The organism is Streptomyces sp. NPDC012769 (genome assembly GCF_042901205.1).
GTDB lineage: Bacteria > Actinomycetota > Actinomycetes > Streptomycetales > Streptomycetaceae > Streptomyces.
The window spans coordinates 150,711-170,970 of the sequence record NZ_JBIBCP010000006.1 but is presented as its reverse complement, the minus strand read 5'-3'; the positions used below and the strand labels follow the sequence as shown (position 1 = coordinate 170,970).

The window sequence follows — 20,260 nt, the reverse complement described above, 5'->3', positions numbered from 1 at the left end:
GTGGTCTGGACCACCACTGGTTATCGGAAGGGAGTACGCCGTGCCGCCGTCGCACCGGCCCCATCGCGTCGCCGTCCTGGCCCTGCCCGGCCTGCTCCCCTTCGAACTGGGCATCCCGCACCGGATCTTCGGCCGCGCCAAGGACCCGGAGGGCCGGCCGCTGTACGAGATCGTGACGTGCGCGCCGGTCGCGGGACCGGTCGAGACCGACGCCGACTTCGCCGTCCACGTCGAGCACGGCCCGGAGGCCCTGGCGACCGCCGACACGGTGGTGGTGCCCGCCTCCTACGAGCTGGGCCCGGTGTACGAGGAGGGCAGGCTCACCGAGCCGCTGGCCTCGGCGCTCGCCCGCATACGGCCCGGGACGCGGCTGGTGTCGATCTGCACCGGCGGGTACGTGCTGGCCGCGGCCGGCTACCTCGACGGGCGCCCGGCGACCACCCACTGGGCCTCCGCCGACCACTTCCAGCGGCTCTTCCCCCGGGTGCGGGTGGACGCGGACGTGCTCTTCGTGGACGACGGCGACGTGCTGACCTCCGCCGGGGTGGCCGCGGGGATCGACCTGTGCCTGCACATCGTCCGCCGCGACCACGGCACGGCCGTCGCCAACGAGGTGGCCCGGCGCACCGTCGTGCCCCCGCACCGGGACGGCGGGCAGGCCCAGTACATCGCCCGCCCGGTGCCCGACCCGGCGGCCTCCACCACGACGGCGGCCCGCGCCTGGGCGCTCGCCCACCTCCACGAGCCGATCCAGCTGCGGGACCTGGCGGTGCGGGAGTCGATGAGCGTACGGACCTTCACCCGCCGGTTCCGCGACGAGGTCGGCGTCAGCCCGGGCCAGTGGCTCACCCAGCAGCGCGTGGAGCGGGCCCGCCATCTCCTGGAGACCACCGATCTGCCGGTCGACCAGGTCGCCCACGACTCGGGCTTCGGAACCGCCCAGTCCCTGCGGGTGCACCTGCAGAGCGCGATCGGGGTGACCCCGACCGCCTACCGCCGCACCTTCCGCGCCGCCGGTGCCGCCGACGCCGCCGACCCCGCCGGCTCCTCGGTCTGAGCCGCCGGGACGAAGATCCGGCGCTCGCCCCGGAGTCCGAGGGGGGTGAGCGCCGGTGTCAGGGCGACATGCCCCCTGACGGGAGGGACGTACGCCGGCGCGCCCCGGCCGGTTTCCCTGCCGGGTCCGTGTCAGAAGGCGTCAGAAGGTGAGGACGCCCCGTGCGACCTTGCCGCGCTCGGCGTCCTCGACCGCGCGGGCGAAGTCCTCCACGGGGTAGGTGGCGGTGACGAGTTCGTCGAGGAGGAGGCGGCCGGTGCGGTAGAGCTCGGCGTAGAGCGGGATGTCCTTCTGGGGGCGGGAGGAGCCGTAGCGGCAGCCGAGGATCGACTTGTCGAGGAACATCGCGGCGGGCAGGAACGTCGCCTCCGCCTTCGGCGCGGTCATGCCGAGCAGGACCGCCTGTCCGTGCCGGTCGAGGAGGTCGATGGCGGTGCGGACGAGCCCGGTGTGGCCGACGCACTCGAAGACGTGGTCGGCGCCCGTGGGAAGGATCTTGCGGACGCCGTCGGTCGAGGTCAGGAAGTGGGTGGCGCCGAAGCGGAGGGCGGTCGGTTCCTTCGCCGGGTTGGTGTCCACGGCGACGACGGTGCCGGCGCCGGCGATCCGGGCGCCCTGGAGGACGTTGAGCCCGATGCCGCCGGTGCCGATGACGACGACGCTCTCGCCGCGGTCGACCCGGGCGCGGTTGAGGACGGCTCCGACGCCCGTGAGGACGCCGCAGCCGATGAGGGCGGCGGAGGTCAGCGGGACGGTGTCGGGGATCTTCACGGCCTGGACGGCCTTGACGACGGTCCGTTCGGCGAAGGAGGAGTTGGAGGCGAACTGGAACAGCGGCTCCCCGCCCCGCGAGAACGGGCGGCCCGGCATTCCGATGGCCTTGCGGCACATGGTGGGCCGGCCCCGGTCGCAGTCGGGGCAGGCACCGCAGTTGGCGAGGGTGGACAGGGCGACGTGGTCGCCGGGGGTGACGTGGGTGACGCCGGGGCCGACGGCCTCGACGACTCCGGCGCCCTCGTGACCGAGCACGACGGGGACGGGGAAGGGGATCGTGCCGTCCACGACCGACAGGTCGCTGTGGCAGAGCCCGGCGGCGACGACGTCCACGAGCACCTCACCGGGCCCGGGCGCCCGCACGTCCAGGTCGTCGACGACCCGGACCTGCTTGCCGTCGAAAACGACACCTCTCATGACGGCTGCCCCTCACGGGAGTTGGGACGGTCCCCGGCGGCCGCTGCCCGGGACATCTCCTCCAGTCGGTGGAGCAGCGGCATCGGGTCCGTCCCCACCGTCCCCGGGAGGAAGTCGGCGATCCGCTCCGGGGTCCACGCCCCGCCCTCCGCGTAGCCCGCCCGCAGTTCCCTCGGCTGGGCCCAGACCGCGATCTTGGGGCCGGCGATCGTGTAGACCTGGCCGGTGATCTTCTCGGCCCGGGCGCGGTCGGAGAGGAGGTAGACGACGAGCGCGGCCACGTCCTCCGGCTCGCCGATCTCCTTGAGTTCCATCGGCACGTTGGCCGACATCCGGGTGCGGGCCACCGGGGCGACGGCGTTCGCCGTGACGCCGTACTTGTGGAGGCCGAGGGCGGCGCTGCGGACGAGGGAGATGATGCCGCCCTTGGCCGCCGCGTAGTTGGCCTGGGCGACGGAGCCCTGGTGGTTGCCGCTGGTGAAGCCGATGAGGCTGCCGGAGCCCTGCTTCCGCATGACGGCGGCGGCGGCGCGGAAGACGGTGAAGGTGCCCTTGAGGTGGGTGGCGACGACGGGGTCCCACTCCTCCTCGGTCATGTTGAAGAGCATCCGCTCGCGCAGGATGCCGGCCACGCACACGACCCCGTCGATCCGCCCGTACTCCCCGAGCGCCGTGTCCACGACCCGCTGTCCCCCCGCCATCGTCGAGATGTCGTCGGCGACGGCGACCGCCGCCCCGCCCGCCGCCTCGATCTCCTTGACCACGGCCTCGGCGATCTCGCTGGTCGGTTCGGCGCCCTCGATGGAGACCCCGTAGTCGTTGACGACGACCTGCGCGCCCTCGGCCGCGCAGGCGAGGGCGACCGCGCGGCCGATCCCCCGGCCCGCGCCCGTGACGGCGATGACCTTTCCTGCCAAGAAGTTCCCCACGCCCGGCCCCTTCCCGCATTTTCTGACGGTCCGTTAGATTCGTTCGTCGGCAGGATTCTACGGCCCGTCAGATAGCAGAGAACAAGACCCCGGAGGCGCCCGATGTCCCTTCCCGTCGAGTTCCACGACATCGCCAAGCGCCTGAACAACTGGGGGCGTTGGGGCCGGGACGACGAGATCGGCACGCTCAACCTGGTCACCGACGAGGTCGTACGGGAGGCCGCCGCCACCGTCCGCACCGGCCTGCGCATACCGCTGGCCGTCGACCTGAAGCAGGACGGCGTGCAGACCGGGATGATCCCCGGCCGGGTCAACCCGCTCCATGTCATGGTCCAGATCAACCAGGAGCTCTTCGGCCCCGGAACGGTCGCCACCAGCGACGACGCCGTGACCCTCGGGCTCCAGGCGGGCACCCACTGGGACGCCCTCACCCATGTCTCCCACTCGGGCCGGATCTACAACGGCCGCCCCGCCGCCACCGTCACCGCGCACGGCCGCTCCGAGTTCAGCGGCATCCACACCGCGCGCCACATCGTCTCGCGCGGCGTCCTGCTCGACGTGGCGGCGGCCAAGGGCGTCGGCCGGCTGCCCGGCGACCACGCCGTCACGCCGGAGGACCTCGACGAGGCGGCGGACTTCGGCGGCGTCACCGTACGGGCCGGGGACATCGTGCTCGTACGGACCGGGCAGATCCAGGCGTATCTCGCCGGCGACCGGCACGGTTACGCCTTCCCGTCGCCCGGCCTGTCCGTGCGGACGCCCGAGTGGTTCCACGCCCGGGACGTGGCGGCGGTCGCCAACGACACGCTCACCTTCGAGATCTTCCCGCCGGAGATCGAGAACCTGTGGCTGCCGGTGCACGCCCTCGATCTGGTCGAGATGGGGATGCTCCAGGGCCAGAACTGGAATCTGGAGGCCCTGTCCACAGCCTGTGCACAAGAACGGCGCTACGCGTTCCTGCTCTCCGCGATGCCCGAGCCGTTCGTCGGCGGAACGGGCACACCGGTGGCACCAGTGGCCGTGCTGTAGAGGATTTCTCGCGGGTGGCGGCGCACTCGCGCGCGCCCCGAGCACGGCACGACAGCCGCCACCCGTCACGACCCGCGCGCGCCGAGGGGCCACGCCCCTCGACTCCCCTCGCAGAGCGAATCGCTCACCCAAGGGTGATCAATGCACCACCAACCGTCAACAGCGCACCCGAGAGGGTGACGACACCTGCGCACCCCGGTCAGCGCCCCGCTCCACGAGCGGAGCCGCGACCTGCCCGGCGACCTGCCCGGTGATCGAAGCCACCACGTGGCCCGCCACGGGAATCGCCACCGGCGCCACGGCCCGGTCCGCGGCCGGGGCCCGGTCCACCTCGCACCAGATGCTCTTCCCCGCGCCCTCGCGCTGCCAGCCCCACCGGTCCGCCAGGCCGTCCACCAGCTCCAGGCCGCGCCCGTTGGTGTCGTCACCGTCCGCGTGCCGGGGCCGCGGCGGGCGGTCGCTCGTGTCGGCGACCTCGACCCGCACCCCGCCCCCGCCGAAGAGCATTCTCAGCACGGCCGGACAGCCCGTGTGGACCACCGCGTTGGTGACGAGCTCGGAGATGAGCAGCACCAGCGTGTCCGCCAGCGGCTCGTCGTCCCCTATGCCCGACCCGGCCAGCCGCGAACGCGCCCAGCGACGAGCGCGCCCCACCTCCGCCGGGTCCGGCCCGACCTCCAACTGAACCTGAAGCACCTGCACCGTTCACACCATCCGAACCGGCGTCCTCGACGACCTAACGGAACGTGATTCCCTTGTGAGACAGCATGGTTGACGTACAGTCACCGCAACAAGCGCTTCGGGCATATTCCAGCGCGAAGGAGTACGCATGGTCCATACTGTGCGACGCACGTTCCGGTGAGTCGAACAGGGGCGCCCGATGCGCCTCCACGGGGCACGAGCGGCGGGCATTCCCGATCCCGGAGCCGCCGGAGGGGCGGCACCGGTGCGATCCGGGCCCACAAGCACTCGCATCCCACGGAGGGTACCGGAGGCGGAGGCCGACTCCGGCCCGTGACGACCCCGCCGAAGGACACAACCCGATATCGACACTGCGTGACCCGCCCGCGACCGGCGGACCGCCGGAGCCGGGCGGCGCAACGCCTAGGCCGTGTCCGTAAAGTCCCGCCTGGCCCGCGACCCCTGGCACGCACGCTCGCTGCGTTGTCGGGATCACCCACGTACGCCCAGTACGAGGGCGACCCTCCGCCTTGCGATCGCACGCACCAGACGCCGCGGGCCCTGCCCTGCGGGCAGACGGCGCTACTTTCCGGACACGACCTAGAGCCGGGCGGCGACGAGCTCCTCGGCCGCCGCCCCGGACAGCCCGCGCTCGGCCCGGACCCAGGCCCGTTTGAGATGCAGGTGCACATCGGCCTCCCAGGTGAAGCCCATGCCGCCGTGCACCTGGAGGCAGTCGCGGGCGCAGTCGACGGCGGCCTCGTCGGCGAGCAGGCGGGCCCCGGCGATCTCGACGGGGTCGGCGGTGACGGCGGCCGCGTAGACCGCGACCCGGGCGACCTCGGTCCGTACGAGCATTCGCGCGCACAGGTGCTTGACCGCCTGGAAGCCGCCGATCGGCTGCCCGAACTGTTCCCGTGCGCGCGCGTGGGCGACGGCGAGCTCGGTGGTACGGGCGGCGCTGCCGAGCTGTTCCGCGGCGGTGAGCAGGGAGACCGGGTCCCCGCCCGGCGGGGCGCCGTCGGGCAGCCGGTGCAGGGGCGTGAGCGGGTCGACGGACCGCGTCGCCACGGCCCCTTCGACCGGTCCGAGGACCACGTCGGCCTCGTCCAGCCACTCCACGAGGCCCCCGTCGGCCCGCGTGACGACGACCTCCCCCTCCGCCGCGCCCGGCACGCTCCCGGCCGCCAGGTGCGTGGCGATCAGCGGCCCGGGCAGCAGCGCCCGGCCCGCCTCCTCGAAGGCGAGCACCGCTTCGGGAAGGCCGAGCCCGACCCCGCCCCGCTCCTCCGGGAGCCGCAGCGCGAAGAAGCCGGCCGTGCCGAGCTCCCGCCACAGCGCGCGGTCGAGCGCCCCGCGCGCGCCGACGGCCCCTCCGCCCCCCTCGACAGCGCCCTCGACAGCCCCTCCGCCCGCGTCGACGGCCGCCCGGAGCGCGTCCCGGTCGAAGCGGCGCTCCAGGAGTGCCCGTACCCCCTTCCTGAGCGCCTGCTGGTCCTCGGTGAGTCGGAAGTCCACGTGTCGGTTCACCGACCCTTCGGCAGGCCGAGGATGCGCTCGGCGACGATGTTCTGCTGGATCTGCGAGGTGCCCGCCGCGATCGTGTACGAGAGCGAGGACAGCCGGTCGAGGGTCCACGCGTGCCCCACGTCGAGCGCGTCGGGTCCGATGACGGCGGCGGCCGTGTCGTAGAGCTCCTGGCGGGCGTGCGAGTAGCGCAGCTTGAAGACGGAGCCGCCGACGCCGGGCACGCCGCCGGTGGCCTGGGCCTCGCTGACGTTCCACTGGGTCAGGCGCCACAGGGCCTGGAACTCGGCGCCGAGGCGGCCGAGGCGGCGGCGCAGCGCGGGGTCGTCCCAGCGGCCGTTGGCGCGGGCGGTGCGGGCGAGTTCGCCGAGGACGCGGCGGCAGGCGACGACCTCGCCGACGAAGGCGGTGCCGCGCTCGAAGGACAGGGTGACCATGGTGACCCGCCAGCCGTCGTTCTCCGCCCCGACGCGGTTCGCCACCGGCACCCGTACCTCGTCGAGGAACACCTCGGCGAACTCGGCGGACCCGGCGAGGGTGCGCAGCGGCCGTACGGTGACGCCGGGGGCGTCCATGGGCAGGGCGAGCCAGGTGATGCCGCGGTGCCTGGGGGCCTCGGGGTCGGTCCGGACGAGCAGTTCGCACCAGTCGGCGACCTCGGCGTGCGAGGTCCAGATCTTCTGGCCGGTGACGACGTAGGTGTCGCCGTCCCGGACCGCCCGGGTGCGCAGGGAGGCGAGGTCGGAGCCGGCCTCGGGCTCGCTGAAGCCCTGGCACCACACCTCGTCGCCGCGCAGCACCGGCTCCAGCCAGCGTGCGCGCTGTTCCGGCGTCCCCTCGGCGGCGATGGTGGGTCCGGCGTGGAGGAGGCCGACGAAGTTGGCGCCGACGTAGGGCGCGCCGGCGCGTTCGGTCTCCTCCAGGAAGATCAGCCGCTGGGTCGGGGAGGCGTCCCAGTGGACGTGTCCGTAGCCCGCGTCGTAGAGCCGCCGCTGCCAGCCGCAGTCGTAGGCGCGCCGGGCGGGCCAGTCGAGCGGGTCGGGCCGGGGCGGCAGTCCGGGCAGTTCGGCGGCGAGCCATGCGCGCAGCCGGGCCCGGAACTCCTCCTCCTCTTCGGTGTGGCCGAGGTCCATCAGTCCTCCCTCCGTCCCCCCTCAGACGATGCCGAGGTCGAGCATGCGGATGGCGTTGCCGCGCATGAGCTTGTAGACGGTCTCGTCGTCGAGGCCCTTGACGTGGTCGAGGGCGACCTCCTTGGTGTGCGGGAAGGTGGAGTCGACGTGCGGGTAGTCGGTCTCGAAGGTGGCGTTGTCGCGGCCGACGACGTCCAGGGACGCGATGCCGTGCTTGTCGCGGAAGAAGCAGCAGAAGATCTGCCGGTAGTAGTACGTGGACGGGGGCTCGGGGATCAGGTCGCGGACGCCGCCCCAGGCGCGGTGCTCCTCCCACACGTCGTCGGCGCGTTCGAGGGCGTACGGGATCCAGCCCATCTGGCCCTCGCTGTAGGCGAGCTTGAGGCGGGGGAACTTCACGAGCACGCCGCTGAAGAGGAAGTCCATCATCGAGGCCATCGCGTTGTTGAAGGACAGCGAGGCCTGGACGGCGGGCGGGGCGTCCGGGGAGGCGGCGGGCATCTGGGAGCTGGACCCGATGTGCATGTTGACCACCGTCCCGGTCTCCTGGCAGACGGCGAAGAACGGGTCCCAGTAGCCGGAGTGGATCGACGGCAGGCCGAGGTGGGTGGGGATCTCGGAGAAGGTGACGGCCTTGACGCCGCGGGCGGCGTTGCGGCGGATCTCGGCGACGGCGAGGTCGATGTCCCAGAGCGGGATGATGCAGAGCGGGACGAGCCGGCCGCCGCTGTCGCCGCACCACTCCTCGACCATCCAGTCGTTGTAGGCGCGGACGCAGGCGAGGGCGACCTCCTTGTCCTTGGCCTCGGCGAAGGTCTGGCCGCAGAAGCGGGGGAAGGTGGGGAAGCAGAGGGAGGCCTCGACGTGGTTGAGGTCCATGTCCTTGAGGCGCTCGACGGGGTCCCAGCAGCCGCGGCGCATCTCCTCGCGGGTGATGCCCTCCAGGGTCATGTCGTCGCGGTCGAAGCCGACGGCGGCGATGTTGCGCTTGTACGGGAACTTCAGGTCCTCGTAGATCCACCAGTCGGTGGGCGGTCCGTCGGGATCCATCGTGATCTGGTACTTGCCGCCGATGTAGGCGAGCTCTCCGATGCCGGCGGTGAGGGGCTGGGGACCCCGGTCGCGGTACCTGGCCGGGAGCCAGGTCTCGAAGAGGTGCGCGGGCTCGATCACGTGGTCGTCGACGCTGATGATGCGGGGCAGTTCCGTCATGACCCCTCCGTTTTCTGATGGACCGTCAGATCCTCCTGGGGTCAGGCTAGCCCCGCACCCCTGGACCGACAAGGACCGGCCCTCTACGCTCTCGGCACGATCTGACGGACAGTCAGCCAGGGGAGTCGTCGTGACCGAAGATGCCGGAAGCCGGGCCGCCGCAGACCCGACCGAGACCGCGTACGCCCTGGGCGCCTCCCGCACGCTCTGGGAGCTCGTCGAACGCCGCGCCGCCCGCACCCCCGACCGGGCCGTCCTCCTCCAGGGCGACCGCGCCCTCACCTTCGGCGAGCTCCGCGACCGCGCCGAACGCTGCGCCGCCGGCCTGTACGGCATGGGCGTGCGCCCCGGCACCGTCGTCGCCTGGCAGCTGCCCACCCGGATCGAGACCGCGGTGCTCTCCTTCGCGCTCGCCCGCCTCGGCGCCGTACAGACACCCGTCATCCCCTTCTACCGGGACAAGGAGGTCGGCTTCGCGCTGCGCGAGTCCGGCGCCGAGTTCTTCGCCGTCCCCGGCGTGTGGCGCGGCTTCGACCACACCGCGATGGCCCGCCGGCTCGGCGCGCGCGGGGTCTTCGAGGCGTACGGGCCGGAGAGCCTGCCGGACGGGGACCCGGCGGTCCTCCCGGCCCCGCCCGCCTCCGGCACCGACGTCCGCTGGATCTACTGGACCTCGGGCACCACCTCCGACCCCAAGGGCGTGCTGCACACCGACCGCTCGCTCATCGCCGGCGGCTCCTGCCTGGCCCACGCCCTCCGCCTGACCGCCGACGACGTCGGCTCCATGGCCTTCCCGTACGCGCACATCGCGGGGCCCGACTACACGGTCATGCTGCTGCTGTACGGGTTCCCCGCCGTCATGTTCGAGCAGTTCGCGCTGCCGGAGGCGCTGGAGGAGTACCGCAAGCACGGCGTCACCGTGGCAGGGGGCTCCACCGCCTTCTACTCGATGTTCCTCGCCGAGCAGCGCAGACAGCCCGGCGAACCGGTCATCCCGACCCTGCGGCTCCTCGCGGGCGGCGGGGCGCCCAAGCCGCCGGAGATCTACCACGCGGTGGTGCGGGAGCTGGGCTGTCAGCTCACCCACGGGTACGGCATGACCGAGGTGCCCATGATCACCATGGGCGACCCCGGGGACAGCGCGGAGAACCTGGCCACGACGGAGGGCCGCCCGCCCGCGGGCATGGAGATCCGCATCGCCGGGGACGGCGAGGTCCGGCTGCGCGGCGAGGCCGTCTGCCGCGGCTACCTGGACCCGGTGCAGACCGCCGCCGCCTTCGACGAGGAGGGCTTCCTGCGCACCGGCGACCTCGGGCACCTCACCGACAGCGGCCATCTCGTCCTGACCGGACGGCTCAAGGATGTGATCATCCGAAAGGGGGAGAACATCTCGGCCAAGGAGATCGAGGACCTCCTGCACACCCACCCGGACGTCGGCGACGCGGCCGTCATCGGACTGCCGGACGCCGAGCGCGGCGAGCGGGTGTGCGCGGTGATCGAACAGCCGGAGGGCGCCGAGCCCCTCACCCTGGAGGCGGTGACCGCGTTCCTGCGGGAGGCGGGACTCTCGGTGTTCAAGCTGCCGGAGCAGGTGGAGCTGGTGGAGGCGCTGCCGAGGAACGAGACGCTGCGCAAGGTGCTCAAGTACAAGCTGCGCGAGCGGTATTCCCGTGCCTGAGCTCCTGTGGGGGTGGGGCTCCGGAGTGCGGTGGGGTGCGGTGCGCTACGCGGCCGGCCGCTCCAGGCTCTCGTACGCGCCCGCGAGGGACTTCTCCGCCAGCGGCTTGAGGGCGGCCATCCGCGGCACCACGGCGGCGAGGGTCGGCTCGGCGTGGACGAAGGTCAGGTCGTCGGCGAGCCCGATGGACCCGAACACGGACCGCAGGTACGGCTCCTGGTGGTCCCGGCCCTCGCGGGGCGTACCGGGGGCGTAGGAGCCGCCGCGGGCCGTGACCACGACGACCGTCCTGCCGCCGAGCAGGGCGGGGCCGCCGTCGGGGGTGACCACGTGGGCCGGGGTGACCAGCCGGTCCAGCCACGCCTTGACCGTCGAGGGGATCGCGTGGTTGTACATGGGTGCGCCGAGGACGACTCGCCGTGGTCCGCGCCGTCGAGGAGGGCCTCGCGGACGGCGTGGGTGATGTGGGGTACGGGCTCGGCGGCGAGATCACGGTGGACGTATCCGCCCCCGGGCTGGCAGCGGCGCCACTCCCGCGCGAAGTGGGCGGTCAGTTCGCGGGTGACGGATCCGGTCGGGCGGATGCCGGCGTCGAGGTGCAGGAGGGATGCCTGCGACGGGGAAGTCATGCGCCGGCCGTAGGGATTGCCGTCGGCGTCAGGGCAAGTGCGAGGACGGCTCGGGGCGGGATCCGCCGGGGGTGTGGGCCGCCGCGGGTGGCTCAGGCGGATAGGGGCTCGGTCGTCTCGTCGAGGGCCGCGGGCACGTCCTCGTACACCTCGAAGAGGCGGCGCACACCGAGCGCGGCGAGCACGCGGTTGACGTGCGCCCCGTCCTCGGCGCCCTGGGCGGGCAGGATCAGCCGGAGCCGGCCGCCGCAGGAGCGCATCAGACGACGGGACGCGATGAGGACGCCGACGCCGCTGGAGTCGCAGAAGCGGACCGCCGACAGGTCGAGGACCACGTCGTGGCGGCCGCCGGCGACGGCCGCGTGGACGCGTTTGCGGATCAGCGGGGAGCTGACCAGGTCCAGCTCCCCGCTGATCCGCAGCACGGTCCACGGGTCCTGCTCTGCCTCGTCGACCTGAATCGTCACAAGCGGCGCCTTTCAGACAGATCAAGCGAATCAGCGGATCAAGCGAATCAAGGAGATCAAGCGGATCAGGGGAATCGAGCGGATCAAGCGGAGGCGGTCCTTCCTGTCTCACCCGCTGCCCCGCCACCGTGCCCTGAAACCCCCGCGGTCGGGCTTGTCGCTTTCCTTACCATTCCCCCTCCCGTCAAGGGCGCACTTGCGGCAAAGAGGAGTGCGCCGGGGCCGGGCGCATTACTTTGGAGGGGAACTCGGGTCGGTCGGGAGGGCTTCGGATGGCGGCGAAGGACACACCACCGCGCTGGGACCGCAAGATGCAGCAGCGGCTGGCGCGCGGTGAGGCGGCCGCGCTCGGCGAGCTCTACGACCGGTTCGCCTCCCTCGTGCACAGCCTCGCCCACCGCGTGCTCGACGACGACGAGGCCGCCGACCAGATCACCCGCGAGGTCTTCGGCTACATCTGGGAGAACCCCGACGCCTACGACCCGAAGCAGGGCAACATGCGCGCCTGGGTGGCCCGGCTGACCCAGCGGCAGGCCGTGCACCGGCTGCGGCAGGCGGAGGCCGTGGCGTACGCGGAGCGCGGCGAGGGCTCGGCGGAGGAGCTGGAGCAGAAGGTGCGGCGGGCGTCGGTGGCGGCCCGCGCCGACTACATCGTGACGTCCATGCCGACGCCGCTGCGGCAGGCCCTGGAGCTGGCCTACTTCCAGCGGCGGGACTACCGGCAGACGGCGGCGGACCTCGGGGTGACCGAGGACGAGGCGCGGCGCCGGCTGCGGCTCGGGCTCCAGCTCCTGTCGACGGCGAACACCCGGCCGCTGGAGGGCTCCTCACCGCCCGGCGGCTACGGACGGTCGCTGTGACCGCGGCGAACGACGATCCCGAGGAGATCGCACGCGCCCCGTGGATACCGGGACCGCGCCCGGCGGCGGACGATTACGCGGACCTGACCTCTCCCTTTCAGGACATGGCCGAACAGGAGCCTGAGCCGGGGCGGGCGCCGGAGCGGGCGCGGCATCCGGAGCCGGAACCGGAACGGGCGCCGGAGCGGGCGCGGCATCCGGAGCCGGAACCGGAACGGGCGCCGGAGCTCCGCCCCGTGGCGGAACCGCTGCCGCACCGGGTGCTCAAGTCCCTGCTCGGGGCGTGGGCGCTCTCGGCGTGCTCGACGGAGGAGACCCAGGCCGTCGAGGAGCACCTCACCGAGTGCGCCCCCTGCGCGGACGAGGCGCTGCGGCTGCGCGACGCGGTCGGACTGCTGCACGCCGAGCGCGACCTGGACCTGGACCCGCTGCTGCGCTCCCGCGTCCTGGAGAACTGTCTGGGCCGGCGCCCGGCCCGGATCCCCGTGCCCGCGTGGGCGACGCCGTACGACGCGGAGACCGCCCGGCTCGACGCGCTGCTGCGCGACATCGGCGAGTCCGAGTGGCACGCGCCGGTGCGGCTGAAGTGGTTCGAGGGCGAGCGCCGGGTGAACCGGAAGACGACGGTCGCCGGCGTCATCGGCCATCTCCTCGCGGTGGACGGCCTGGTGGCCGCGTCCCTCGGGCTCGACGATCCGCTCGGCGCGCGCGGGGCGGAGATGCCGCCGACCGAGCGGACCGAGGCCTACTGGAACGGCTCCTCCCGGCCGCCGACGCGCGCGGTGCGCGAGCCGTGGCGGGACCAGAGCCACACCCTGATCCGTACGGTGTCCTTCGCGGGGCGCGGGGTCGCGGACCTGACGGTGACGTACGGGGACTTCGCGCTGCCGCTCAGGGACTCGCTCCTGGAGCGGGCCTTCGAGTGCTGGGTGCACGCGGACGACATCGCGAACGCGGTGGCGTATCCCTACGAGCCGCCCAGCGGGGCGCATCTGCACGGGATGATCGACCTCGCGGCCCGGCTCCTGCCGGCGGCCCTCGCCGACCGCCGCCGCGCGGGGCTGGCCGCCCCGCCCCGCGAACTGGTCACCGCGGGCTCGCCCGGCCGCTCCCTCCACCTGGAGATCGAGGGCGCGGGCGGCGGCCACTGGTACATCGCCCTGGACTCCCCCGCCGCCCTCGGCTCCCGCGAGCACGCGGTGGCGCAGGTGGCGATGGACGGCGTCGAGTTCTGCCAGCTGGTCGCGGGCCACGTCCCGCCGGAGGAAGCGGCGGCGGGCCAGGACGGCGACCGCGAGGCCATCCGCGACGTCCTCTTCGCCGCGGCCACCTTGAGCCGCATGTAGCCCCTGGGTGCGGGCCCCGCCGAACACGGCCTCGCACCCGCCCGGCGACGAGGGCTGCGCCCTGGGGGGCGTTGCCCCTCTGGTCCCCCGTCATGGGCCCTGGCCCCGCCGGGCCGGCGCCCCGCCCGCGTGGGCCTTCGCCCCGCTGGGGCGGTGCCCGCCCGGGCCTGCCCGTCGCCACCCCCCCCGTTGTGGGCATTCGTTCCTCCCCCAGACTTCGTCCGGGGGTGCCCCCAGGCGGAACGGGTGGGCACAACGGACGGCGCCCCTTGCCGGGCCTAGGCTCCCGGTGCCTTGACCCGCACCACAGGTGCGGGGCCGTCGTGGTGCGGCTAGGAACAGGTGCGGAACGCGCCCGCAAGGGCGCCGTCCCGTGTGCCCACCCGTCCCTCCCCCTAGGGCTTCGCCCTGGGGGGACCCCCAAGCGGGACGATTGCCCACACGGGCGCGGGGCGGCGGGCCGCACGCACGGGCGCGGGGCCGCGCAGGCCGGAGCGGCTAGGTGAAGACGACCGTGCGGCGGCCGTTCAGGAGGATGCGGTGTTCCGCGTGCCATTTGACCGCTCGGGCCAGCGCCTGGCACTCCACGTCCCGGCCGATCGCCACCAGCTGGTCCGGCGTCACCTCGTGGCCCACCCGCTCGACCTCCTGCTCGATGATCGGGCCCTCGTCGAGGTCGGCCGTCACGTAGTGGGCCGTGGCGCCGATCAGCTTCACGCCCCGGGCGTGCGCCTGGTGGTAGGGCTTGGCGCCCTTGAAGCTCGGCAGGAAGGAGTGGTGGATGTTGATGATCCGGCCCGACAGCTGCTTGCACAGGTCGTCGGAGAGGACCTGCATGTAGCGGGCGAGCACGACCAGCTCGACGTTCTGCTCGCGCACCAGCTCCAGCAGCTCCGCCTCGGCCTGCGGCTTGGTGTCCTTGGTGACCGGGATGTGCCGGAACGGGATCCCGTACGACCCGACCAGCTCGGCGAAGTCGGTGTGGTTGGAGACCACGGCCACGATGTCCACCGGCAGCGCGCCGATCCGCGAGCGGAACAGCAGGTCGTTCAGGCAGTGGCCGAACTTCGACACCATCAGCACGACGCGCATCCGCTCGTCGGCCCGGTTGATCTGCCAGTCCATCGCGAAGGAGTCGCCCACCGCGGCGAAGCTCGCCCGCAGCTTGTCGACGGTGACGGGCGCCTCGGCCGAGAAGTGCACCCGCATGAAGAAGAGACCCGTGTCACGGTCTCCGAACTGCTGGCTGTCCTCGATGTTGCATCCCGTGATGAAGAGGTAGCTCGACACGGCGTGCACGATGCCCTGTTTGTCGGGGCAGGAGAGGGTGAGGACGTACTGGTCGGTCATTCGCCTAGCCTGCCACACCCGGCGAAGCCGCCGGCCGCCTCGTCCGTCAGGCGGACCGCGTCATGATACGGAGCACTTCCAGGGAACGCGGCGGGACGTCGGGGTCCTCGCCGTCGGCCGTCGCCATCCGGACGTGTGCCTCGCGGGCGGCCCGTACGGCCTCCGGCCAGGCGTGGTGCTCCAGATACGCGGAGACGGGCGCGTCCGCGCCGACCTGGTGCATGATCCGCAGCACCCGCAGCACGGCCACGTCGACGAGCGCGGCCTCGCCCGAGTCGCGGAATATCGTCCCCACGTACTTCTCGGCGGACCAGCTGTCCAGCCAGGTGTCCTCCACCAGGCGGTAGACGGCGTCGGTGACGTCGCCGTACCCGTCCTGGCCGGCCAGCCAGGTCGTCTCGTGGAACCCCGGGTCCGAAAGCATGTGCAGCGCGGAGCGCACGTTGGCGCGCCAGCGCCACCACGGCATGTCGTTGAGCGGCATGCCGCCCATGGTGGAGGAGCGACGGCCGCGACGGGAAGAGTTCACCGAACCGGAGGTGGGGGTGGAGGTGGGACTGGACATCGTTCGATCGTACGTTTCCCCACTGACAGCGCCCGGTCCGGCCCCGTGCCCGCCCCGCCCGACCCCTGTAATTCACCTTCACGTCACCCAGCGTTGAAGCGGGCTCACTTCCGCGTTACCCATGGGGCGGAAGTGTGCATGCCATGACCGGTAGGCGACAGACCACACTCCTCGCGTACGTCTCGACAGCGGCGGCCGCAGCGTCGCTGCTCACCGGCTGCGGCGTACTCCCTGGGGCCACGGGGGGCTCCAGGGAGCCCGTCACGGTCATGACCTGGGCGCCCGACCAGACCCGCGCCACCAATATGCCCGGTATGCCCGCCATGGCCCAGGCCTACGCCCGTTGGGTCAACGCCAACGGCGGCATCGACGGCCACGAGCTCCGCGTCCTCACCTGCAACGAGCAGAACACCAACGCGGGCGCCTCCGCCTGCGCCCGCCGCGCCGTCCGCGAGGGCGCCGTCGCCGTCGTCGGCTCCTACAGCCAGAACGGGCGCACCTTCATGGCCCCGCTGGAGGCCGCCGGCATCCCGTACATCGGGGGCTACGGCATCTCGGAGGACGAGTTCACCAGCCCGCTCTCCTACCCCGTCAACGGCGGCCAGGCCTCCCTCATCGCCGGCCACGGCATGCAGCTCGCCGCCAGCTGCCGCACGGTCTCCCTCGTCCGTCCCGACACCATCGCCGGCGACAAGCTGCCCGACCTGCTCAACTCCGGCCTGCGCAAGGCCAGCCACCGCGGCGCCGTCGACATCCCGGCACTCGAGGACGCCGCCGAGTACACCCAGCCGGCCAGCCGGGCCCTCAGCCGGGCCGGGTCGGACGACGGCTGCGTCACCGCCGTCCTCGGCGAGCGCACCCAGACCTTCTTCGACTCCTTCCGCCGCCTTCCGGAGCAAAAGGCCGAAAAGGGCAAGGCCGGCGACACCGTCCGGATCTCCTCCGTCCTCGGCAGCGTCGGCCAGCCGGTCATCGACCGCACCGGCGGCGCGGACAGCCCCTTCGAGGGCGCCTATGTCACCGGCTGGTACCCGGACGCCGACCACAAGGCATGGGAGCCGATGAAGAAGGTGATCAAGGAGCACGCCTTCGTGGACAACCGGGTCGACCCGGCGGACGCGGGCGTGCAGACCACCTGGATCGCCTACACCGTCCTGCGGCAGGTCATCGAGTCGCTGGACAGCGACCGGATCACCGCCCTGCAGATCTCGCACGCGCTCGACCAGGGCGTGAAGATCGACACCGGTGGTCTCACGCCGCAACTGCGCTGGCGCTACGACGACCTGCTCGGCGCCCCGGGCTTCCCCCGGATCGTCAACCACGACGTGACGTTCCAGGTGGTCCGCGACGGGCGGCTGGTGGCCCAGAAGCCGGGCTTCGTGGACGTCGGCGAGACGGTCCTCACCGCGCCGTGACGGCCCGGGCCAGGACCACCGCCCCGCAACGGGGGACGGTCCTGGCCAGGCCGGTCGCGCCTCGGCCGGTGCCGCTCAGAGCTGGGTCGGGCTGCGCTTCTCCAGTCCGTACTTCCCGGCGGTCGGGTTCCACAGCGCGGCCGCCTGGCGCTTGGCGGTGGTCGCCTCGCCGCTCTTCTTGTTCGCCTCGATCGTCTGAGCGGTCGACCGGGCCTTGCCGTCCTTGCAGACCTTCTTGCTCTTCGCCTGGTCAGCCCAGGCCGCGTAGTGGTCGTCGGCGGAGGCCGAGGCCTGCCACGCCCGGGTGAGCGCCCCGGTCAGCGCCGCGCTGTTCGGCAGCTGGTCCACCGACAGGGACTGGAGCCGGGTGACGAGCCCGCGGCGCTGCTCGGCCGCACCACGCAGATCGGTCGCCGCCTGGTCGAGGTTCCGGCAGCTCTTGATCGCCTCGACGGAACGGATCACCGCGTCGCGGCTGTTGTTGCTGTCCGCGAGCAGCTTGTCGAGCGCCTTCGCCTGCGCCTCGGCCGGGTCGGCCGACTGCTCGCTCGGCCCGCCGGAGGGCGCGGCCGAGCTCGCGGCCACGTTCTGACCGGCCTTGTCGGTCTTCTTGTCCTTGTCCTCGTCCCCGCCGCTGAGCAGCGCCCCCGCCCCGAGTCCGACCACGGCGCAGCCCGCGACCACGGCCGCGATCAGCGCGACCGGCGACTTCCGGCGCGGTGGCTCGGGCTCGTCGTCGTAGTACGCGTCCTGGAAGCCGCCGCCGTACTGCTGCGGCGGCTGCGGCGGCTGTTGGTGGTGCTGGGGCGGCTGCGGGTAGCCGTAACCCGGCTGCGGTACGGGAGCGGGCGCGGGCGCCGGCGCGGGGCGCGGGGTGTCGCTGCGGAACAGGTTGTCGAAGTCGGCGAGCGGCGGCCGCTCCCCGTACCCGGGCTGCGGACCACCCTGCGGGCCCGGCTGGCCCGGCTGGCCCGGGTGCGGGCCCGGCTGTGGACCCGACTGCTGTACGGGTGCCAGGTACTGGGTCGCCTGCGCGTCGGGGCCGGCGGGACCTCCCGCCGGGCCGCCGGGGACCGGCGGGAGGTACTGCGTCGCCGCCTCCGCCTGCGGGGCCTGGGGTGCCTGCGGGGCGACGGGCGCTATGTACTGCGTGGCCTGCGCGTCCGGACCCGGGTAGCCGTAGCCGCCCTGGGCCGCCTGCGGGTAGCCGTACCCCGGCTGGGCGGCCGGAGGCGCGGCCGGCGGCTGGGCCGGGATCGGCGGCAGGTACTGGGTCGCCTGGGCGTCCGAGGGGCCACCAGGGGTCACCTCAGGTGGGAGGGGCTGCGCGGCCGGATACTGCGGCTCCGGACCCTGTCCGCTGTGCGTCACCGGGACTCCTACTGATGGACCTACGGAACTACGGAATCGTCGGCTCACGCTACCGGGTGCGCCCCGCCCGCCGCACACGCGTCCGAGACTCGTGTGACCTACCTCGCGCCCCGGGAAGATCGGCGGGACACCCCCTAAGCCGCCGCGTACAGGTCGAGCCGCGCGCCGAACTCCCGTACCGCCGTCTCCCTTCCGTACGGCTCCAGGCGCTCCTTCAGGTCGTCCAGGTACTCCGCGCCCCGCGAGGACCGCAGGGTCGACAGGAGTTCCAGGGCGCGCGTGCCCGTGCGGCAGGCCTCCTCGACCTCGCGCTGCTGGATCTGGGCCGAGGCGAGCAGCGCCAGGCCGATCGCCCGCCGCCGGGCGCGGGTCTCCGGGTGGCCGGCGAGGGAGCGCTCGGCCGCGCGGGCCGCCTCGCGGGCCTGGCCGAGGTCGCGGTGGCAGTGCGCCAGCTCGTCCGCGAGATAGGCGTCGTCGAAGTGGGCGATCCACGCGGGGTCGTCGCCCGACTCCGGGTCGGCCCGCCGCAGGGCCTCCTCGGCCTGGCCCGCCACCCGGCCGAAGGCGTGCGCGTCGCCGAGCAGGGCGTGTCCGCGGGCCTCCGCCGCCAGGAACATCGCCTCGGCGCGCGGCGGGACCTGCCCGCGCGCGCCCTCCTGCGCCGCCCGCGCCAGCTGCGCGATCTCCCTCGGGTTGCCGAGCTGCGCCGCCAGGTGGCTCATCGAGGCGGCCAGCACATAACCGCCGTAGGCCCGGTCGCCCGCTGCCTGGGCGAGCCGCAGCGCCTGGATGTAATAGCGCTGGGCCAGGCCCGGCTGGCCGGTGTCGACGGCCATGTACCCGGCGAGTTCGGTCAGTCGGGCGGCCGCCGCGAACAACTCCCGTCCCACCGACTCCCGATAGGAGCCGGAGAGCATCCCCGACACCACGCTGTTGAGGTAGTGGACCACCACCGGCCGCACGTGTCCGCTGCCGAACTGCCGGTCCAGGTCGACGAGGGCGGCCGTCATCGCCCGTACCGCCTCGACGTCCGAGGCTCCGACCCGCGCCCCGGCCGCCCGCGCCACCTGCGGGTCCGCGCCGGTGATCAGCCAGTCACGGCTGGGCTCGACCAGCGCGGAGGCGGCGACCGTCGAGCCCGACAGGAAGTCGCGCCGGCCCACGTCACTGCGCCACAGCTCGCAGACCTGCTCGATCGCCCCGAGCACGGTGGGCGCGAACTGCAGCCCCACGCCCGAGGCGAGGTTGCGGCCGTTGGCCATACCGACCTCGTCGATGGTGACGGTGCGGCCGAGCTTGCGGCCGAGGGCCTCGGCGATGATGCCGGGCGCCCGTCCACGCGGCTGCTGGCCGCGCAGCCAGCGAGCCACCGACGTCTTGTCGTAGCGCAGGTCGAGGCCGCGCTCCGCGCCGACCATGTTGACCCTGCGTGCGAGGCCTGCGTTGGAGCACCCCGCCTCCTGGATGAGCGCCTGCAACCGTTCGTTGGGCTGGCGTGCGACGAGTGGCCTGGCTGCCATGATGACTACCCCCTGAGGCCGGCATGTGTGATCGACTGGCTGATCAATGCCCTGCAGATATCTGGTCAATGCAGATGTGAACACGCGAAACCGGACACGTCGGCCGTACGGCACCGGCACGCTCACCGGCGCGGCACGGCACGGCACGCGCCGACGCCCCCCACAGGTGCGTACCCGCCCGCCGCTCCCCGGCCCCACGCGCGCCCCCACGCGTGCACCCGTGCGCCCCGTATGCAGGATCGATGCGCCACCCCACTCTCCGCCGGGCCCGTAACCCCAGGTGGCGGCGGGAGTTGAGTT

Annotated in this window: 18 protein-coding genes; 6 read left to right on the top strand and 12 right to left on the bottom strand. The window is 73.1% G+C overall.

Features of this window, described 5'->3' with window-relative positions; translation table 11 throughout:
• Positions 1-40 precede the first annotated feature (40 nt).
• On the top strand, positions 41-1,057 hold the full coding sequence (locus ACFY7C_RS29260) for a GlxA family transcriptional regulator (RefSeq protein ID WP_389655970.1): 1,017 nt from the start codon (positions 41-43) through the stop codon (positions 1,055-1,057).
• Between the two features lie 141 nt (positions 1,058-1,198).
• Here ACFY7C_RS29260 and ACFY7C_RS29255 read toward each other — a convergent pair whose 3' ends face one another.
• Positions 1,199-2,248: a Zn-dependent alcohol dehydrogenase gene (locus ACFY7C_RS29255; RefSeq protein ID WP_389655968.1), complete on the bottom strand. Its 1,050-nt coding sequence runs from the start codon at positions 2,246-2,248 to the stop codon at positions 1,199-1,201.
• The gene (locus ACFY7C_RS29250) at positions 2,245-3,177 is read right to left on the bottom strand and encodes an SDR family oxidoreductase (protein WP_389655966.1); all 933 of its coding nucleotides are present in this window, start codon (positions 3,175-3,177) and stop codon (positions 2,245-2,247) included. Before ACFY7C_RS29250 ends, ACFY7C_RS29255 begins: the two co-directional genes overlap by 4 nt.
• A gap of 102 nt (positions 3,178-3,279) precedes the next feature.
• Between ACFY7C_RS29250 and ACFY7C_RS29245 the strand changes: the two genes are divergently transcribed.
• Positions 3,280-4,206, top strand: coding sequence for a cyclase family protein (locus ACFY7C_RS29245; RefSeq protein ID WP_389655964.1), 927 nt, complete (start codon positions 3,280-3,282; stop codon positions 4,204-4,206).
• A 156-nt stretch (positions 4,207-4,362) separates the two neighbouring features.
• On the opposite strand, the gene ACFY7C_RS29240 is transcribed toward ACFY7C_RS29245, so the two are convergent.
• From ACFY7C_RS29240 to ACFY7C_RS29225, 4 genes are all read right to left on the bottom strand, one after another.
• Positions 4,363-4,908 carry an ATP-binding protein gene (locus ACFY7C_RS29240; RefSeq protein ID WP_389655962.1) on the bottom strand — a complete coding sequence of 182 codons (546 nt, stop codon included), beginning with the start codon at positions 4,906-4,908 and terminating at the stop codon, positions 4,363-4,365.
• A 579-nt stretch (positions 4,909-5,487) separates the two neighbouring features.
• Positions 5,488-6,405: an acyl-CoA dehydrogenase family protein gene (locus ACFY7C_RS29235; protein ID WP_389655960.1), complete on the bottom strand. Its 918-nt coding sequence runs from the start codon at positions 6,403-6,405 to the stop codon at positions 5,488-5,490.
• Positions 6,406-6,413: 8 nt separating this feature from the next.
• Positions 6,414-7,547, bottom strand: coding sequence for an acyl-CoA dehydrogenase family protein (locus tag ACFY7C_RS29230; protein WP_389655958.1), 1,134 nt, complete (start codon positions 7,545-7,547; stop codon positions 6,414-6,416).
• A 21-nt stretch (positions 7,548-7,568) separates the two neighbouring features.
• The gene (locus ACFY7C_RS29225) at positions 7,569-8,759 is read right to left on the bottom strand and encodes an amidohydrolase family protein (protein ID WP_389655956.1); all 1,191 of its coding nucleotides are present in this window, start codon (positions 8,757-8,759) and stop codon (positions 7,569-7,571) included.
• A gap of 130 nt (positions 8,760-8,889) precedes the next feature.
• Here ACFY7C_RS29225 and ACFY7C_RS29220 point away from each other — a divergent pair, with 130 nt between their 5' ends.
• Positions 8,890-10,437, top strand: a complete 1,548-nt coding sequence (locus ACFY7C_RS29220; RefSeq protein WP_389655954.1) for a class I adenylate-forming enzyme family protein — start codon at positions 8,890-8,892, stop codon at positions 10,435-10,437.
• A 45-nt stretch (positions 10,438-10,482) separates the two neighbouring features.
• Here the strand turns inward: ACFY7C_RS29220 and ACFY7C_RS29215 are convergent, their stop codons facing one another.
• On the bottom strand, positions 10,483-10,833 hold the full coding sequence (locus ACFY7C_RS29215) for an NAD(P)H-dependent oxidoreductase (RefSeq protein ID WP_389655952.1): 351 nt from the start codon (positions 10,831-10,833) through the stop codon (positions 10,483-10,485).
• Between the two features lie 325 nt (positions 10,834-11,158).
• Positions 11,159-11,533: an STAS domain-containing protein gene (locus ACFY7C_RS29210; RefSeq protein WP_389655950.1), complete on the bottom strand. Its 375-nt coding sequence runs from the start codon at positions 11,531-11,533 to the stop codon at positions 11,159-11,161.
• A 272-nt stretch (positions 11,534-11,805) separates the two neighbouring features.
• On the opposite strand from ACFY7C_RS29210, the gene ACFY7C_RS29205 reads away from it, so the two are divergent.
• On the top strand, positions 11,806-12,393 hold the full coding sequence (locus ACFY7C_RS29205; protein ID WP_389655948.1) for a sigma-70 family RNA polymerase sigma factor: 588 nt from the start codon (positions 11,806-11,808) through the stop codon (positions 12,391-12,393).
• On the top strand, positions 12,390-13,739 hold the full coding sequence (locus tag ACFY7C_RS29200; protein ID WP_389655946.1) for a zf-HC2 domain-containing protein: 1,350 nt from the start codon (positions 12,390-12,392) through the stop codon (positions 13,737-13,739). The genes ACFY7C_RS29205 and ACFY7C_RS29200 overlap by 4 nt, the downstream gene beginning before the upstream one ends.
• A 498-nt stretch (positions 13,740-14,237) precedes the next feature.
• On the opposite strand, the gene purU is transcribed toward ACFY7C_RS29200, so the two are convergent.
• On the bottom strand, positions 14,238-15,089 hold the full coding sequence (gene purU / locus ACFY7C_RS29195; protein ID WP_389655944.1) for a formyltetrahydrofolate deformylase: 852 nt from the start codon (positions 15,087-15,089) through the stop codon (positions 14,238-14,240).
• A gap of 46 nt (positions 15,090-15,135) precedes the next feature.
• Entirely contained in the window at positions 15,136-15,654 is a 519-nt protein-coding gene (locus tag ACFY7C_RS29190) for a hypothetical protein (protein WP_389655942.1), read from the bottom strand.
• 143 nt (positions 15,655-15,797) lie between these two features.
• Between ACFY7C_RS29190 and ACFY7C_RS29185 the strand changes: the two genes are divergently transcribed.
• Complete coding sequence (locus ACFY7C_RS29185; protein WP_389655940.1) at positions 15,798-17,069, top strand: ABC transporter substrate-binding protein; 1,272 nt, start codon at positions 15,798-15,800, stop codon at positions 17,067-17,069.
• A gap of 75 nt (positions 17,070-17,144) precedes the next feature.
• Here the strand turns inward: ACFY7C_RS29185 and ACFY7C_RS29180 are convergent, their stop codons facing one another.
• Both ACFY7C_RS29180 and ACFY7C_RS29175 read right to left on the bottom strand, forming a co-directional pair.
• The gene (locus tag ACFY7C_RS29180) at positions 17,145-18,440 is read right to left on the bottom strand and encodes a hypothetical protein (RefSeq protein ID WP_389655938.1); all 1,296 of its coding nucleotides are present in this window, start codon (positions 18,438-18,440) and stop codon (positions 17,145-17,147) included.
• Positions 18,441-18,574: 134 nt separating this feature from the next.
• Positions 18,575-19,960: a transcriptional regulator gene (locus ACFY7C_RS29175; protein ID WP_389655936.1), complete on the bottom strand. Its 1,386-nt coding sequence runs from the start codon at positions 19,958-19,960 to the stop codon at positions 18,575-18,577.
• Between the last annotated feature and the right edge of the window lie 300 nt (positions 19,961-20,260).

Coding starts and splice junctions, on each gene's coding strand:
- ACFY7C_RS29215 (WP_389655952.1), bottom strand. CDS start 10,833: ATGTACAACCACGCGATCCCCTCGACGGTCAAGGCGTGGCTGGACCGG.
- ACFY7C_RS29185 (WP_389655940.1), top strand. CDS start 15,798: ATGACCGGTAGGCGACAGACCACACTCCTCGCGTACGTCTCGACAGCG.
- ACFY7C_RS29175 (WP_389655936.1), bottom strand. CDS start 19,960: ATGGCAGCCAGGCCACTCGTCGCACGCCAGCCCAACGAACGGTTGCAG.
- purU (WP_389655944.1), bottom strand. CDS start 15,089: ATGACCGACCAGTACGTCCTCACCCTCTCCTGCCCCGACAAACAGGGC.
- ACFY7C_RS29225 (WP_389655956.1), bottom strand. CDS start 8,759: ATGACGGAACTGCCCCGCATCATCAGCGTCGACGACCACGTGATCGAG.
- ACFY7C_RS29255 (WP_389655968.1), bottom strand. CDS start 2,248: ATGAGAGGTGTCGTTTTCGACGGCAAGCAGGTCCGGGTCGTCGACGAC.
- ACFY7C_RS29230 (WP_389655958.1), bottom strand. CDS start 7,547: ATGGACCTCGGCCACACCGAAGAGGAGGAGGAGTTCCGGGCCCGGCTG.
- ACFY7C_RS29205 (WP_389655948.1), top strand. CDS start 11,806: ATGGCGGCGAAGGACACACCACCGCGCTGGGACCGCAAGATGCAGCAG.
- ACFY7C_RS29190 (WP_389655942.1), bottom strand. CDS start 15,654: ATGTCCAGTCCCACCTCCACCCCCACCTCCGGTTCGGTGAACTCTTCC.
- ACFY7C_RS29245 (WP_389655964.1), top strand. CDS start 3,280: ATGTCCCTTCCCGTCGAGTTCCACGACATCGCCAAGCGCCTGAACAAC.